At 70.4% G+C, this 14,018-nt stretch carries 15 protein-coding genes; 6 read left to right on the forward strand and 9 right to left on the reverse strand.

The genetic code is table 11. The annotated features are described in order from the left end of the window. Nucleotides 1-163: 163 nt before the first annotated feature. Entirely contained in the window at nt 164-895 is a 732-nt protein-coding gene (locus AC3ANR_RS03035) for a hemerythrin domain-containing protein (RefSeq protein WP_488290404.1), read from the forward strand. Here the strand turns inward: AC3ANR_RS03035 and AC3ANR_RS03040 are convergent. Genes AC3ANR_RS03040 through AC3ANR_RS03055 form a run of 4 tightly spaced genes read right to left on the reverse strand, consistent with a single transcriptional unit; the run spans nt 892 to nt 4,436 of the window. After that, entirely contained in the window at nt 892-2,220 is a 1,329-nt protein-coding gene (locus tag AC3ANR_RS03040; RefSeq protein WP_488290405.1) for a GAF domain-containing protein, read from the reverse strand. The genes AC3ANR_RS03035 and AC3ANR_RS03040 overlap by 4 nt on opposite strands. Then, the gene (locus AC3ANR_RS03045) at nt 2,217-2,705 is read right to left on the reverse strand and encodes a hypothetical protein (RefSeq protein WP_488290406.1); all 489 of its coding nucleotides are present in this window, start codon (nt 2,703-2,705) and stop codon (nt 2,217-2,219) included. Before AC3ANR_RS03045 ends, AC3ANR_RS03040 begins: the two co-directional genes overlap by 4 nt. Before the next feature lie 4 nt (nt 2,706-2,709). Further along, the gene (locus tag AC3ANR_RS03050; RefSeq protein WP_488290407.1) at nt 2,710-3,507 is read right to left on the reverse strand and encodes an ABC transporter permease; all 798 of its coding nucleotides are present in this window, start codon (nt 3,505-3,507) and stop codon (nt 2,710-2,712) included. Then, nucleotides 3,507-4,436: an ATP-binding cassette domain-containing protein gene (locus AC3ANR_RS03055; protein ID WP_488290408.1), complete on the reverse strand. Its 930-nt coding sequence runs from the start codon at nt 4,434-4,436 to the stop codon at nt 3,507-3,509. The genes AC3ANR_RS03050 and AC3ANR_RS03055 overlap by 1 nt, the downstream gene beginning before the upstream one ends. Nucleotides 4,437-4,580: 144 nt before the next feature. Between AC3ANR_RS03055 and asd the strand changes: the two genes are divergently transcribed. Continuing rightward, nucleotides 4,581-5,381, forward strand: a complete 801-nt coding sequence (gene asd / locus AC3ANR_RS03060; RefSeq protein WP_488291742.1) for an archaetidylserine decarboxylase — start codon at nt 4,581-4,583, stop codon at nt 5,379-5,381. On the opposite strand, the gene AC3ANR_RS03065 is transcribed toward asd, so the two are convergent. After that, nucleotides 5,382-6,884, reverse strand: a complete 1,503-nt coding sequence (locus tag AC3ANR_RS03065; protein ID WP_488290409.1) for an AMP nucleosidase — start codon at nt 6,882-6,884, stop codon at nt 5,382-5,384. It lies immediately after the preceding gene. A gap of 165 nt (nt 6,885-7,049) precedes the next feature. Between AC3ANR_RS03065 and AC3ANR_RS03070 the strand changes: the two genes are divergently transcribed. Further along, complete coding sequence (locus tag AC3ANR_RS03070; RefSeq protein ID WP_488290410.1) at nt 7,050-7,313, forward strand: hypothetical protein; 264 nt, start codon at nt 7,050-7,052, stop codon at nt 7,311-7,313. A 71-nt stretch (nt 7,314-7,384) separates the two neighbouring features. Here the strand turns inward: AC3ANR_RS03070 and gorA are convergent, their stop codons facing one another. Next, complete coding sequence (gene gorA, locus AC3ANR_RS03075) at nt 7,385-8,752, reverse strand: glutathione-disulfide reductase (protein WP_488290411.1); 1,368 nt, start codon at nt 8,750-8,752, stop codon at nt 7,385-7,387. A gap of 141 nt (nt 8,753-8,893) precedes the next feature. Between gorA and AC3ANR_RS03080 the strand changes: the two genes are divergently transcribed. From AC3ANR_RS03080 to AC3ANR_RS03090, 3 genes are read left to right on the forward strand one after another with little or no spacing between them, the layout of a single operon-like run. Further along, on the forward strand, nt 8,894-9,697 hold the full coding sequence (locus AC3ANR_RS03080; protein WP_488290412.1) for an MlaE family ABC transporter permease: 804 nt from the start codon (nt 8,894-8,896) through the stop codon (nt 9,695-9,697). After that, nucleotides 9,697-10,674, forward strand: coding sequence for an MlaD family protein (locus AC3ANR_RS03085; RefSeq protein ID WP_488290413.1), 978 nt, complete (start codon nt 9,697-9,699; stop codon nt 10,672-10,674). The genes AC3ANR_RS03080 and AC3ANR_RS03085 overlap by 1 nt, the downstream gene beginning before the upstream one ends. Next, on the forward strand, nt 10,671-11,309 hold the full coding sequence (locus AC3ANR_RS03090) for a hypothetical protein (protein WP_488290414.1): 639 nt from the start codon (nt 10,671-10,673) through the stop codon (nt 11,307-11,309). The genes AC3ANR_RS03085 and AC3ANR_RS03090 overlap by 4 nt, the downstream gene beginning before the upstream one ends. 3 nt (nt 11,310-11,312) lie before the next feature. On the opposite strand, the gene AC3ANR_RS03095 is transcribed toward AC3ANR_RS03090, so the two are convergent. From AC3ANR_RS03095 to AC3ANR_RS03105, 3 genes are all read right to left on the reverse strand, one after another. Further along, on the reverse strand, nt 11,313-11,912 hold the full coding sequence (locus AC3ANR_RS03095) for an alpha-ketoglutarate-dependent dioxygenase AlkB (RefSeq protein WP_488290415.1): 600 nt from the start codon (nt 11,910-11,912) through the stop codon (nt 11,313-11,315). 140 nt (nt 11,913-12,052) lie between these two features. Further along, nucleotides 12,053-12,547 carry a histone H1-like DNA-binding protein gene (locus tag AC3ANR_RS03100; RefSeq protein ID WP_488291743.1) on the reverse strand — a complete coding sequence of 165 codons (495 nt, stop codon included), beginning with the start codon at nt 12,545-12,547 and terminating at the stop codon, nt 12,053-12,055. Nucleotides 12,548-12,742: 195 nt separating this feature from the next. Then, a complete protein-coding gene (locus AC3ANR_RS03105) occupies nt 12,743-13,963 on the reverse strand; it encodes a ribonucleotide-diphosphate reductase subunit beta (RefSeq protein WP_488290416.1) in 1,221 nt (406 codons plus the stop codon). Between the last annotated feature and the right edge of the window lie 55 nt (nt 13,964-14,018).

A 14,018-nucleotide genomic window follows, 5' to 3' on the forward strand; every position in this document is an offset into this window, starting at 1 on the left:
GGTGCCGGACCGCGGCAGTTCGCGTGACGCAGTTCACGTCCGCCACCGGTTAAGGTTTCCTTAGGGATTGCTTAAGCGATTCTTCAGAACGCGCCCCGGCGCAAGTTCCTAGAGTTCCCGGCGTGGCAGGCGAGGTGCCGGCCAACCTCCGAAGGAACGCACCATGAAGATCGACACCCAGGAACTCCAGAGCATCGCGGCGGCGCAGCCGCGCTTCGACATGTACGGCGGCATCCACAAGGCGCTGCGCGCCTTCATGGCCGACACGCTGCTGTCGCTCGGCCGCGTGGACGTGGAGGACGAACAGGCCCTCGGCCAGGCCACCGGCAAGGTCATGGACCTGATGGACTTCTGCCGCTCCCACCTCGAGCACGAGAACGAGTACGTGCATCGCGCCATCGAGGAGCGCGCCGCGGGCGCCAGCGCGGCCGTCGCCGGCGACCACGTGCACCACCAGCAGGAGATCGGGGACCTGCGGGCCGCCGCGGCCGCGCTGCGCGAGCTGCCGCTGCCGGCGCGCGGCGCTGCGGCCCATGCGCTGTACCGCCACCTGGCCGTGTTCGTGGCCGACAACTTGCGCCACATGGAGGTGGAGGAGTCGGCCCACAACGCCGTGCTGTGGGCGCGCTACACCGACGCCGAACTGGTCGCGCTGCACGACGCGCTGGTCGGCTCGATTCCGCCGCAGGAGATGATGACGGTCGCGCGCTGGATGCTGCCGCACATGACGCCGGTGGATCGCCTGGCCGCCCTGTCGGGCATGCGGGCCAACGCGCCGGCCCCCGCGTTTGCGGCCGTGCTGGACGTCATCCGCCCGCACTTGTCGGAGGGCGAGTGGACCAAGCTGGCGCGCGGCCTGGGCCAGGACGCGGTGCCCGGCCTGGTGGTGGGCTAGGCGGGCGCCAGCTGGAGCGGGCGGCCGACGGCGAGCCGGAACCGCCCGCGGCCCGTTTTCTCGATGCGCAGGTGCGGTCCGTGCTCCTGCAGCCTGCGCTGCAGCAGCAGCAGCCGGGCCTCGAGGTTGTCGCTCACGTCGGGCAGGCCGAGCGAGGGATCCAGCCGCAGCTCGCGGTTGGTGAACTCGGTGCGGCCGTGCTGCTGGTGGTCGCGCACCAGCTTCCACAGGATCGCCCCGGCCACGCCCTTGATCAGGTAGCGGTCGTCGATGAAGACACTGTCGTTGGCGCCGAAGTGGCGCAGCAGCATGGGGGCGCCCGGCGCCACCGCCGCCGAGGCAGGCGCCGCCGGCTCCGGCTCGGTGTCCGCGCCGGCCTGCAGCAGCTCGATGGTGGCGCCCAGGTGCCCGGCCATCGTGACCAGCACGTCCTCTTCCTCGTAGCCGAACCGCAGGTCCCGCGAGCTCTCGACGAACAACACGCCCAGCAGCTTGCCGAGCGAGACGATCGGCACCGCCAGTTGGCTGTGCGGCTCGGCGAGCCCGGGATAGGGGATGTCCGTGACGGGCTCGCCCGGCTCGGTGAGGCTGCTGCGGATGGCCTGGCTGTAGGCCGCCGCGCTGGTCAGGTGCGGGATGCGCACGGGCGTGCGCTCGCGCGCGGCCACGCCGATCACGCCTTCGCCGATCCCGATCTCCGAGCCCACGCCCGAGGTGGCATAGCCCGAGCTCGCCACCGTGTACAGCCGCCGGGCCTTGGCATCGTGCATCAGGACCATGGCATGCCGGATGTCCAGGCCGTCGTTCAGGGTGGCCAGCACGCCGCTCAGCGCCTCGTCCAGGGTGGTGCTGCGCGCCAGCCGCTCCGCGCAGGCGCGCAAGGCGGTGAGCCGGCCCTCGGTGGCCGCCGGGGCGGGCAGCGGCTCGCCGCGCACCTGCTCCAGCAACTCGACCTCGTAGATGTCCGAGCCGAGCAGCTTGAACACGCCTTCCATCCGCGTGTGCGAAGCGATCCCGGCCAGCTGCGCCTTCATCCGCTCGAACAGCGGGCCGTCGGCCTCGGTGCGCAGGTAGCGGATGTGCAGCCGGTACAGGGCGGCCGTGCGCGGGTGGATCAGCAGGGCCGTCGCGCGCGGGTTGGCCAGGATGTTGCGCCGCGTCTTGTTGAAGAACTGGAACGACAACGCCACGTGCCGGTCGTCAACATAGAACACCTGCGACAGGTACGCGACGTTGGGCGTGCCGTCGGCGTCGCACGTCGCCAGCACGGCGGGGATCGCCCCTTCCAGGCAGGCGCGGATGTCGCACAGCCGCAGCGCGCTCACTGGCCGCCTCCGAACGAGTTGCCCGCCCGCGGCCCCGGCGTCTGGTCGAACGCCTGCTCGGGCTCGAAGGTCACGGCCACCAGGTCCTCGATGCGGTGCGCGAGCATCGCGCGCGTGAGCGCCGGCGGGAAGCCGACGCGGGCGATCTCGCGCTCCATCGAGGCGACGTAGCGCGCCAGCACCGGCTCGTCGTCGTGCCGGGCCGGCCGCAGTGTCGCGCGCGTCGCCTTGATCTGCACGCTGCGGTGCGTGGCCGGCTCGCTGAACACCGCCGCGAGCTGGCCGGTGCTGGCGATGTCCTGCAGCAGCTGGGCCGACTGGCTGCGGGCCAGGAACACGGTGATGCGGCTGCCGTCGGGCGCGACGTCGCTGCCGACGGCGCGCATCAGGCTGGGCCGCAGGTTGGCGTCGCGCGAGGCGACGTTGACCGAGACGCCGCGCACCATCATGGCGAGCAGGTCGGCGGGCAGCGGGGCGAGGGCCATGGTGTCAGGCCGCGAAACGGCGGCGGGTGAGGGCCAGGGCGACCCAGAAGGCGCCGACGGCGTAGGCCGCCAGCACGGCCAGGCCGCGCCAGGGATCCGCGGGCCACTGGTCCATGAACAGCGGCCGCACCAGTTCCACCGCGTTGGTCAGCGGCAGCCAGTCGGACAGCGCGCGCAGCGGCGCCGGCAGCTGGCCGCGCGGGAAGAACACGCCGGACAGGAACATCATGGGCGTGAGGAACAGGGTGAAGTAGTAGGTGAAGAAATCGTAGCCCTTGGCCAGCGCATTGAAGATCAGGGCGATGCAGGAGAAGGTGATGCCCGCGCCCAGCAGGATGAGCCACGCGAGGGCCAGCTTCGGGCTGTGGCTGATGCCCAGGCCGAGCATCACGGCGAGGATCGCCGTGACGGTGAAGATGGCCTTGAAGGCGGCCCACAACATCTCGGCCAGCACCACGTTGTCCAGCGTGACGGGCGCATTCATGATGCCGTCCCAGGTCTTTTGCACGTGCATGCGCGAGAACGCCGAATACAGGGCCTCGAACGAGGCGGCGTTCATCGCGCTCATGCAGATCGACCCGCTGGCCAGGAACAGGATGTAGGGCACCTGCTGCCCCTGCAGCTGCACCTGGCCGACCAGCGCGCCCATGCCGTAGCCGAACGCGAGCAGCCAGATCAGCGGCTCGGCGATGTTGCCGATCAGGCTGGGGATGGCGAGCTTGCGCCAGACCAGCAGGTTGCGCCGGAACACCGGCCACCAGCGCAGCGACAGGTCGGGCACGCGCCAGATGCTGGGTGCCATCAGCCGTCCTCCCGGATCTGGCGGCCGGTGAGCTTGAGGAAGAGGTCCTCCAGGTTGGCGGGCCGGTGCAGGGTGCGCAGGCCGGGCCGCGCGGCCAGCGCGTCCAGCAGCGGCCTGGCATCCTGGGTGTAGAAGAAGACGGTCTCGCCGCTCACCTCCACCCGGCCGGCCAGCGCGCGCAGGCCGCTGCCGGCCAACGCGAGCGCGCCATTGCCGTAGGCCTCCACGACGTCGGGCTCCAGGTGCTGGGCGATCAGCTCGCGCGGCGCGCCCTCGGCGATGCGGCGGCCGTGGTCCAGCACCAGCAGCCGCGAGCACAGGCGTTCGGCCTCGTCCATGAAGTGCGTGGTGAGCAGGATCGACTTGCCTTGCTGCAGCAGCAGCTGTAGCCGCTCCCACATCAGGTGGCGCGCTTGCGGATCGAGTCCGGTGGTCGGCTCGTCCAGCATCAGCAGGCGCGGCTCGTTGACCAGGGCGCGCGCCAGCGACAGCCGCCGGCGCATGCCGCCGGACAGCTCCGCCGGCTTGGCGTGCGCCTTGTGCGACAGCGCCGCGAATTCCAGCAGGCGCGGGATGCGCTCGCGGATCTGCGCCTCCTTCAGGCCGAAGTAGCGGCCGTACACCAGCAGGTTCTCGGCGCAGGTGAAGTCCGGGTCGAGCGAGTCGAACTGGCTGACCACGCCGACCTGCGCCTTGATCGCCAGCGCCTCCCGCGGCATCGGCAGGCCGAACGCGGTGATGTCGCCCTCGTCGGGGACGGTCAGCCCCAGGCACATGCGGATGGTGGTGGTCTTGCCCGCGCCGTTGGGGCCGATCACGCCCAGGCACTCGCCGGCGGCGATGCGGAACGACAGGTCGTCCACCACGGCCGTGCTGCCGTAGCGCTTGCGCAGGTGGCGGGCCTCGAGGAGCGGTGCGGCGGGGCTCACCGGGCTATTTTGTCAGCAGCGGTCCCGCGCCGCCCCCGGCGCCGCTTAGAATTTTTTTCTTCCCCTTCCGCGAAAGCCCGCTTGTTCCCACCGCTCGCCATCCAGCAGCAGTACCTGCTGCCCAAGAAGCTGCTCACCATCCTGATGGGCAAGCTCGCCAGCCTGCGTGGCGGCGCGTTCACCCACTGGATCATCCGCCGCTTCATTGCCCACTACGGTGTGAACATGGCCGAAGCGGCCGACCCGCGGATCGACAGCTACGCCAGCTTCAACGAGTTCTTCACCCGGCCGCTGCGCGAGGGCGCGCGCCCGCTGGCCGACGCCAGCCTGGTGTGCCCGGTCGATGCGGCGATCAGCCAGTTCGGCCCCATCGAGCACGACCAGATCTTCCAGGCCAAGGGCCACAGCTACTCGACGACGGCCCTGCTCGGTGGCGACGCGGCGCTGGCGCGCCGGTTCGACCACGGCCATTTCGCGACCCTGTACCTGGCGCCCAAGGACTACCACCGCATCCACATGCCCTGCGACGGCCGGCTCGTGCGCATGGTCTATGTGCCCGGCGACCTGTTCTCGGTCAATCCGCTCACGGCGCGCCACGTGCCGGGCCTGTTCGCCCGCAACGAGCGGGTCGTCTGCGTGTTCGACACCGACTTCGGTCCGTTCGTGAACGTGCTGGTCGGCGCGACCATCGTGGGCAGCGTCGCCACCGTGTGGCACGGGGTCGTGAACCCGCCGCGCACGCCCGACATCCGCAGCTGGGACTATGCGGGCCAGGACATCGTGCTGCGCAAGGGCCAGGAGATGGGCCGCTTCCTGCTCGGCTCCACGGTGGTGATGCTGTTCCCCAAGGACATCGTCACCTTCGCCGCCGACTGGGCGCCCACCCGCGCCGTGCGGCTGGGCGAGGCCATGGGCCAGGTCGCGGGCGCGACCAGCCCGCTGTAGTCACTGGAAGGCGACTTCGTCGAAGCTGCGCAGCTTGCGGCTGTGCAGGCGCTGGCTGCCGCCGGCGCGCAGGATCTCGATGGCGCGCATCCCGATGCGCAGGTGCTGGTCGACGCGCTCGCGGTAGAACTGGTTGGCCATGCCCGGCAACTTGATCTCGCCGTGCAGCGGCTTGTCGCTCACGCACAGCAGCGTGCCGTAGGGCACGCGGAAGCGAAAGCCGTTGGCCGCGATCGTGGCGCTCTCCATGTCCAGCGCCACCGCGCGGCTCTGGCTGAAGCGCCGCTGCGGCTCGTTGCCGGGCAGCAGTTCCCAGTTGCGGTTGTCGGTGCTGGCCACCGTGCCGGTGCGCATGATGCGCTTGAGGTCGGCGCCCTGGCACTGCGTGACGTCGGCCACCGCCTTTTCCAGCGCGAGCTGGATCTCCGCCAGCGCCGGGATCGGCACCCAGATGGGCAGCTCCTCGTCCAGCACGTGGTCCTCGCGCACGTAGGCGTGCGCGAGGACGTAGTCACCCAGCTGCTGGCTGCTGCGTAGGCCCGCGCAGTGCCCGAGCATCAGCCAGGCGTGCGGGCGCAGCACCGCGATGTGATCCGTGATGGTCTTGGCGTTGGCCGGCCCGACGCCGATGTTGACCATGGTGATGCCGGCGTGGTTGCCCCGCATCAGGTGGTAGGCCGGCATCTGCGGCAGCCGCGGCGGCGCCGCGCCGCCCGGCTGCGGCACGCCGGCCGCGTCGGCCGCCAGGCCCGCGCGGCGCGTGACCACGTTGCCCGGCTCGACGAACGCGGTGTAGTCGCTCTCCGGGTCGGCCATCGCCTCGTGGCCGAGCCGCACGAATTCGTCGATGTAGAACTGGTAGTTGGTGAACAGGACGAAGTTCTGGAACCAGTCCGGCGCGGTGCCCGTGTAGTGGCGCAGCCGCTGCAGCGAGTAGTCGACGCGCGAGGCCGTGAACAGTGCCAGCGGGTGAGGCTCGGCGGGGTGGGCGCGCCAGGTGCCGTTGGCGATGCCGTCGTCCATCGCGTGCAGGTCGGGCAGGTCGAACAGGTCGCGCAGCATGGCGCGCCGCGCGGGACTGAGCGTGCCTTCGATGTGGTCGTTCTCCGCGAACGAGAAATGCACCGGGATCGGCTCGGTGCTCGTGCCCACCTCGAGCTCCACGCCGTGGCTTTGCCGCAGCAGGCGGAACTGCTCGAGGTAGTAGTTCGCGTACAGGTCGGGCCGCGTGAGCGTGGTCTCGAAGCGGCCGGCGCCGGAGACGAAGCCGTAGCTCAGGCCCAGGTTCTCCAGCACGTCCTGCGGGATCGCGGTCTCGGTCTGGATGCGCACGAAGGGGTAGCACGCGCGCACGTGGCCCGGCAGCGTGTCGCCCGCCACGAAGCGCTGCATGGCGCGGCGAAGGTGCTCGATCTGCTGCGTGTAGATGGTGCGGACCTGGGCGAGCGCGCCCTCCGGATCGCTGTGGCGCGTGGGCGCGATGAACGGCGGCATGAAGGGCATGGATGGCATTGTGCAGCGCGCTCGAGCCATCGCCGCGACGGGCCTCGGGGCCGTACGGAAGCGTCCTACAAGGTGTAACGAACTCACCTGACGTTACAAAGCTGGCCCAGCGGCGACAGTCTGCCCACCGACGAACACACCCAGAATTTCGATAGGAGTGAGAGCATGACGACAGCAGCATTCGCAGCCAATCCGTTCGCCCTGATGATGGATGCGGCGGCCGTGCGGGAGATGATCGACAAGTCCGAGCAGCTCTCCAAACTGAGCCAGCGCCAATGCCATCCGCTGGATCGGGCCGTGATTCGCAGCGCCAGTGCCGAACTCGCCGCCTACGACTCCAAGATCGATCGCACCACGATCTACCTGCCGCCCGAGGAAGACGCCAAGTCGGCGCCGCTCACCCGGGCCTACGGTCGCCCGTACAACTGACGGCACGAATCAGGGAGTGCAAGGACGCCGGGGCCCGCAAGGGCCGCCGGCGTTTTTCTTTGGCGCGCGCTTCAGCGCACCGGCTCGCGCATGGTGACGAACTCCTCGGCCAGCGTCGGGTGGATGCCCAGGGTGCCGTCGAACACCGCCTTGGTCGCCCCCGCGCGCATCGCCACCGCGAAGCCCTGCACGATCTCGCCCGCGTCGGGTCCGACCATGTGCAGGCCGACCACGCGATCGCTCGCCGCATCGACCACCAGCTTCATCAGGCAGCGCTCGCTGCTGCCCGAGAGCGTGTGCCGCAGCGGCTTGAACTCGCTGCGGAAGATCCGCACCGCTGCGAACCGCTCGCGCGCCTGCTGCTCGGTGAGTCCGGCCGTGCCGACGTTGGGGTGCGTGAACACCGCGGTGGGAACGACCTCGTAATCCACGTCGCGGCGCCCGTCGCCATAGAGGTGGTCGACCACCGCCATCGCCTCGGCCAGGGCCACGGGCGTGAGCTGCACGCGGGCCGTGACGTCACCCACCGCGTAGATCGAGGGCACCGACGTGCGGTAGTGGCGGTCGACCTCGATGGCGCCGTCGGCGGATTGCCGCACCCCCGCCGCGTCCAGTCCCAGGCCGCTCACGTTCGGCACCCGGCCGGTGGCGAACAGCACGGCGTCGGCGTGCAGCCGGTGGCCGTCCTGCAGCAGCACGTCGATGCCGTGCGCGGTGCGGGTGAGCGACTCGGCCTCGGTGCGCAGCCGCAGGTCGATGCCGTCGCGCGCCATCCCGTCGGCCACGTGCCGGCGGATCTCGTCGTCGAAGCCGCGCAGGATCTGCTCGCCGCGGTACAGGAGGTGCACCTTCGCCCCCAGCCCATGGAAGATGGAGGCGAACTCGCAGGCGATGTAGCCGCCTCCGACCACCACCAGCCGGTGCGGGAAAGGCTCCAGGTCGAACATCGCGTCCGAGCTCACGCCCAGCTGCGCGCCGGCCACGGCGGGCACGGTGGGCGTGCCGCCGGTGGCCACGAGGATGTGCCGCGCGGTGAACGTCTGTGCGCCGTGCGCGTTGCGGACCTGGATGGTGTGGGCATCGAGCAGGCTGGCCCAGCCGCGCACCATGTGCACGGCGGCGTCGTGCAGCAGCTTGTCGTAGACGCGGTTCAGGCGCCCGATCTCCTGCGCCCGGTTGGCCCGCAGCCGGTGCCAGTCGAACCGCGGCGCCGGCACGTCCCAGCCGAAGCCCGCGGAATCGCGGAAGTCCTGGCTGTAATGCGCCGCGTAGCTGTAGAGCTTCTTGGGGATGCAGCCGACGTTCACGCACGTGCCGCCCAGCGCGGCCGCCTCCGCCAGCGCCACCCGCGCGCCGCGCTGGGCGGCCATGCGCGCCGCGCGCACGCCCCCGCTGCCGCCGCCGATCACGAACAGGTCATAGGCATGCTTGCCGCTCATCGCTGGGGTCCTTCCGGTCGACACGGGCCGCGGCCGCCCGCTGCTGAAACTGCCGGGGCGGTGCGGGGCCGCCACGATTGTGGCCCGCCCAGCGCACCGGTGGCTGGGCGTTTGCGGCACCGCACCGCTATCATCCGCCGCATGACCACGGCCCCGCTCCGCAAGCCGCAGACGCTCGGCGGCCTCACGCTGCTGCAGTGGCTGGGCAACGCCTGGAGCCGGCTGAAGTTCGGCGCCATGGTCGCGGTGCTGGCGATGTCGCCTTCGAGCTACCGCACGGCGACCATGCGCGCGGCGCTGGCCCGCCACACCTGGCTCGACACCGCGCCGATCCTGCCGGGGTTCTGCGTGCTCGCGGCGCTGCTCACGCTGGTGATCACGCGCATCGTCGTGGTCACGGCGCGCAGCTACGGGCTGTCGCAGTACGCCCTGGAGATGGTCGTGCGCGTGCTGGTGCTCGAACTCATTCCGCTGACCGCGGCGCTGTTCGTCGCGCTGCGCTGCACCATCCCGAACGGCGCCGCCCTGGCCGAGATGCGGCTGCGCGGGCGCTTCGACGCGCTGCGCCGCCGCGGCCGCGACCCGGTCGTCGAGGAGGTGCTGCCCCGCGTGCTGGCCGGGGCCTTCTGCACGGTCACGCTGGCGGCCCTGAGCTGCGTGGTGGCCACGGTGCTGGCCTACCTGGCCGTCTACGGTTCCACGCCCGCCGGGCTGGCCGCGTACACGCGCATGTTCGGCCACGTGTTCACGCCCTCGGTGGCGCTGATATTCGTGATCAAGACCGTCTTCTTCAGCGCCGCGGTGGCCTTCATCCCGATGGTCTCGGGCGCCGCGCAGACGGGCCGCCGCGAATCGCGGGAACACGCGGCGCTGCAGGGCCTGGTGCGGATGTTCGCCGTGCTGCTGCTGCTCGAGGCGTTGTCGCTGGTGGGCAACTACTACTGATGGACGACGACACGCCCCTGCAGGATTCCGAGCCGGCTTCGGCCGCGCCGGTGCCGCACCTGGCCCTCAAGGCGCGGCTGCTGCTGATCTTCACCGTCCTGCTGATCGCGGGCTCGGCGCTGTACCTGCTGTACGCCCGGGGCGTGTTCGAGTCGACGCAGCGCCTGGTGCTGATCACCGAGAACTCCGAAGGCGTGTTCGTGGGCATGGACATGACCTTCTCGGGGTTTCCGATCGGGCGCGTGCGCCGGGTCGAACTCGCCCCCGCCGGCGACGTGCGCCTGCTGGTCGACGTGGCCCGCAAGGATGCCCACTGGCTGCGCACCAGCAGCGTGTTCACGCTCGAGCGCGGCCTGGTCGGCAGCCCGGCGCTGCGCGCGTTCTCCGGCATCCTGACCGATCCCGTGCTGCCCGACGGCGCCGAGCGGCCGGTGCTGCGCGGCGACGCCACGGCCGAACTGCCGCGCGTGATCTCCTCGGCGCGCGAGGTGCTCGAGAACCTCAGCGCCATCACCGCGCAGGATGCGGCGCTTCGCAGCAGCATCGCCAACGTGCAGGCGGTGACCGAGAAGCTCAGGGGCCCGCAAGGCGCGCTCGGCGTGCTGCTGGGCAACGAGAACGATGCCCGCAAGCTGGTGGCGACCCTGGATCGCACCAATGCGCTGCTGGCGCGCATCGACGCCATGGCCGGCCGGGCGGACGCCCAGGTGTTCGGGCCGGAGGGCCTGGTGCGCGAGGCGCGTTCCACGGTGGTGCAGCTGAACGGACTGCTGGCGGACACGCGCAGCAGCCTGAAGAAGGTCGACGCCGTGCTGGTCGAGGCGCAGGGCGTGGGCGCGAACGTGCGTGGCGCCACGCAGGACCTGGGCGCGCTGCGCGGCGAGGTCGAGGCGAACCTGCGCAAGATCGACTCTCTCATCAACGAGATCAACCGCAAGTGGCCGTTCGCCCGCGACACGGAGATCCGGCTGCCATGAGGCTCGCGCTGCTCGTGGTGGGTGCGGCATTGCTGGCCGGCTGCGGCAGCCGGCCGCAGGCGCCCGACTGGCAGGTCGGCGCGCACGGCTCGCTCGAGCGCTACGAGCAGGCGTTCCTGGCCGGCGAGACGCGCGCGGCCGACGCCGAGTTCGCGCGCGCGCGCCACTCGCTGTCCTCCACCGGGCAGGCCTCGCTGGTCGCGCGGGCGGAACTCACGCGCTGCGCGCTGCAGGTCGCCAGCCTGGCGTTCGAGCCGTGCACGGGGTTCGAGCCGCTGCGCGCCGACAGCGGCGCGGCCGAGCGCGCCTATGCCGCCTACCTGGCGGGCGAGGCCGTGCAGGCCGACCTGCTGCCGGCGCGCTACCGGGGCGTCGCCGGCCAGGCGAATGCGGCCGCCCTCGCGGCGGTGGCCGACCCGCTGTCGCGGCTCGTCGCCGCGGGGGTCGCGGTGCGCGCCGGCCGTGCCGGACCGGACGTGCTGCAGCTGGCGGTCGACACGGCCTCGGCGCAAGGCTGGCGGCGTCCGCTGCTCGCCTGGCTGGGGGCGCAGTTGCGGCTCGCGGAGCAGCGCGGCGCGAACGACGAGGCCGAGCGGCTGCGCCGGCGCATCGCGCTCGCCGGCGGCCAGCACTGACCCTCAGCGCCGCTGCGACGGCGTGCGCAAGGTGATCGAGTAGCGAAGCGCTTGGGTCGGCGCCACGCTGTGCTGCCAGGCCCAGCGCGCGGGCCCGCGCAGCAGGTAGACCGATCGCGGCGCCAAGGTGAGCTTGAGCACGCCGGTGCGTCTGGGCTCGCGCGGCGGGTAGGGCCGAAATCGCAGCGTCGCTCCGGACCGCAGCGACACACCGACCACGTCCTCGAAGTCGGGCACGTCGCGGTGCCAGCCGAGCGGCGTGCCAGGCCGGTATTCGGCCACCAGGGCCTGCGTGAACCGCTGCGGGTCGATGCCCAACCAGCGGGCGGCCTTCTCGCGCAGGGGCTGCAGCCAGTCGGGCAGGGGCTCGGCCGCCTCGAGGCGCTGGGCGCTGAAGTCGTACCTGCCGCCGTAGCTGGCCACGCGGCGCAGCGCGGTGAAGCCCTGGTATTGCATCGGCTCGAGCGGCACGCGCTCCATGCACTGCAGCAGCGCGGCTTCCTCGGCGGGCGTGAGGAACTCGGGCTCGTAACGCAGGCCCTCGGGCAGGTGGGGGGCCGGCGCAGGCGTGCCGAAGAGGTCGGGCTGGAGGTCCTGCGGCATGCGGCGAGTGTGGCGCCGCGTCGCGCCGGCGGGTGCAGGACGGCTTCGCGCGCGGCCATGAAAAAAGCCAGGCGGAGCCTGGCTTGGGGGTGGCTGAACAAGCACCCGGGGAACGCGCAGCGCTCCCCGGGCGATGTCCCTCAGGGCTTGGAAGCCGTCGGGAAGGGCCAGGCGGCCTGCGGGTTCAGCGTCGTCTGCGCGGCCGGGGCCGCGGCAGCGGGCGCTGCAGCGGGCTTGGCAGCAGGGGCTTTGGCGGCCTTTTTCGCAGCCGGCTTCTTCGCAGCCTTCTTCGCGGCCTTTTTCGCAGGCGCTTTCTTCGCCGCCTTTTTCGCGGTGGTCTTCTTCGCGGCTTTCTTGGCGGTGGTCTTCTTCGCCGCCGCCTTCTTCGCGGGGGCCTTCTTGGCCGCGGTCTTCTTCGCGGTCGCCTTCTTCGCCGGGGCCTTCTTGGCTGCGACCTTCTTGGCCGCGACCTTGCGCGCCGGAGCCTTCTTGGCGGCGGCCTTCTTCGCCGGCGCCTTCTTGGCTGCGGCCTTCTTGGCCGGGGCCTTCTTCGCCGTCATCTTCTTGGCCGGTGCCTTCTTGGCGGCGGCTTTCTTGGCCGGGGCTTTCTTCGCGGCTTTCTTTGCAGTTGCCATTTCCATTCTCCTGTTCAAGTTGACATCAACATCAACGAAAGAAGCACTCGGCGCCTTGTTGGTGGCGCCAAGCGATCCATGCGGTTGGGCCTCGGCCCAGCCACATGAACACCGTGGCCCGCACGGCGCCGGCTCTTGTCGGCCGGTCGACGGTGCGGGCGAATCTCACGAACCCAAACTACGTCGCAGTCGCCTTCAATCCCAGGAAAGCGCGCCACCCGACTGGTACTCGATCACGCGGGTTTCAAAGAAGTTGCGCTCTTTCTTCAGGTCAATCATCTCGCTCATCCACGGGAAGGGGTTCTCCTCGTTGGGGAACAGCGCTTCCAGGCCGATCTGCGTGGCACGCCGGTTGGCGATGTAGCGCAGGTAGCCCTTGAACATGGAGGCATTGAGGCCCAGCACGCCACGCGGCATGGTGTCCTCGGCATAGCGGTATTCGAGCTCGACGGCCTTCTGGAACAGGCCGCGGATCTCGGCCTTGAAATCGGCCGTCCACAGGTGCGGGTTCTCCAGCTTCAGCTGGTTGATCAGGTCGATGCCGAAGTTGCAGTGCATCGACTCGTCCCGCAGGATGTACTGGTACTGCTCGGCAGCACCGGTCATCTTGTTCTGCCGGCCCAGCGCCAGGATCTGGGTGAAGCCGACGTAGAAGAACAGGCCTTCCATCAGGCAGGCGAAGACGATCAGGCTCTTGAGCAGCTTCTGGTCGTTCTCGGGCGTGCCGGTGTGGAAGTTCGGGTCCATGATCGCCTCGATGAAGGGGATCAGGAACTGGTCCTTGTCGCGGATCGACTGGACCTCGTTGTAGGCGTTGAAGATCTCGCTCTCGTCCAGGCCCAGCGACTCCACGATGTACTGGTACGCGTGGGTGTGGATCGCCTCCTCGAACGCCTGGCGCAGCAGGAACTGGCGGCATTCGGGCGCCGTGATGTGGCGGTAGGTGCCCAGCACGATGTTGTTGGCGGCCAGCGAGTCGGCGGTGACGAAGAAGCCGAGGTTGCGCTTGATGATGCGGCGCTCGTCCTCGGTCAGGCCGTTGGGGTCCTTCCACAACGCGATGTCGCGCGTCATGTTCACTTCCTGCGGCATCCAGTGGTTGGCACAGGTGGCCAGGTACTTCTCCCAGGCCCACTTGTACTTGAACGGCACCAGCTGGTTGACGTCGGTCTGGCCGTTGATGATGCGCTTGTCGGCCGCGTTCACGCGGCGCTGGGTCGGCGCCACCGCGGCACCCGCGGACCGGGCAGGCGGCTGCACCGGCAGGGCGGCGCCGTCGCTGAGCGTGCGGATCGGGGTGACGGGCTGGAGGGCTGCCTGCGCCAGGGGTGAATGGGTCACCTCGCGGTTCCAGTTCGAACCGCTGCTTGCGGGCGTCGGCGATGTGGGCTTGACTTCGTCGTCCCAGGTCAGCATGTGTTTTCCAGTGCTCGGATTATCAGAGCAGTGATGTGTATTGAAAAGTGTCCGT

This window comes from Ramlibacter sp. JJN2-2R (genome assembly GCF_057747835.1).

What these genes read in the sequence shown, in the direction of transcription:
- AC3ANR_RS03035 (WP_488290404.1), top strand. Translation starts at nt 164, where the DNA reads ATGAAGATCGACACCCAGGAACTCCAGAGCATCGCGGCGGCGCAGCCG.
- AC3ANR_RS03045 (WP_488290406.1), bottom strand. Translation starts at nt 2,705, where the DNA reads ATGGCCCTCGCCCCGCTGCCCGCCGACCTGCTCGCCATGATGGTGCGC.
- AC3ANR_RS03050 (WP_488290407.1), bottom strand. Translation starts at nt 3,507, where the DNA reads ATGGCACCCAGCATCTGGCGCGTGCCCGACCTGTCGCTGCGCTGGTGG.
- asd (WP_488291742.1), top strand. Translation starts at nt 4,581, where the DNA reads ATGGGCAAGCTCGCCAGCCTGCGTGGCGGCGCGTTCACCCACTGGATC.
- AC3ANR_RS03065 (WP_488290409.1), bottom strand. Translation starts at nt 6,884, where the DNA reads ATGCCCTTCATGCCGCCGTTCATCGCGCCCACGCGCCACAGCGATCCG.
- AC3ANR_RS03070 (WP_488290410.1), top strand. Translation starts at nt 7,050, where the DNA reads ATGACGACAGCAGCATTCGCAGCCAATCCGTTCGCCCTGATGATGGAT.
- gorA (WP_488290411.1), bottom strand. Translation starts at nt 8,752, where the DNA reads ATGAGCGGCAAGCATGCCTATGACCTGTTCGTGATCGGCGGCGGCAGC.
- AC3ANR_RS03080 (WP_488290412.1), top strand. Translation starts at nt 8,894, where the DNA reads ATGACCACGGCCCCGCTCCGCAAGCCGCAGACGCTCGGCGGCCTCACG.
- AC3ANR_RS03085 (WP_488290413.1), top strand. Translation starts at nt 9,697, where the DNA reads ATGGACGACGACACGCCCCTGCAGGATTCCGAGCCGGCTTCGGCCGCG.
- AC3ANR_RS03090 (WP_488290414.1), top strand. Translation starts at nt 10,671, where the DNA reads ATGAGGCTCGCGCTGCTCGTGGTGGGTGCGGCATTGCTGGCCGGCTGC.
- AC3ANR_RS03095 (WP_488290415.1), bottom strand. Translation starts at nt 11,912, where the DNA reads ATGCCGCAGGACCTCCAGCCCGACCTCTTCGGCACGCCTGCGCCGGCC.
- AC3ANR_RS03100 (WP_488291743.1), bottom strand. Translation starts at nt 12,547, where the DNA reads ATGGCAACTGCAAAGAAAGCCGCGAAGAAAGCCCCGGCCAAGAAAGCC.
- AC3ANR_RS03105 (WP_488290416.1), bottom strand. Translation starts at nt 13,963, where the DNA reads ATGCTGACCTGGGACGACGAAGTCAAGCCCACATCGCCGACGCCCGCA.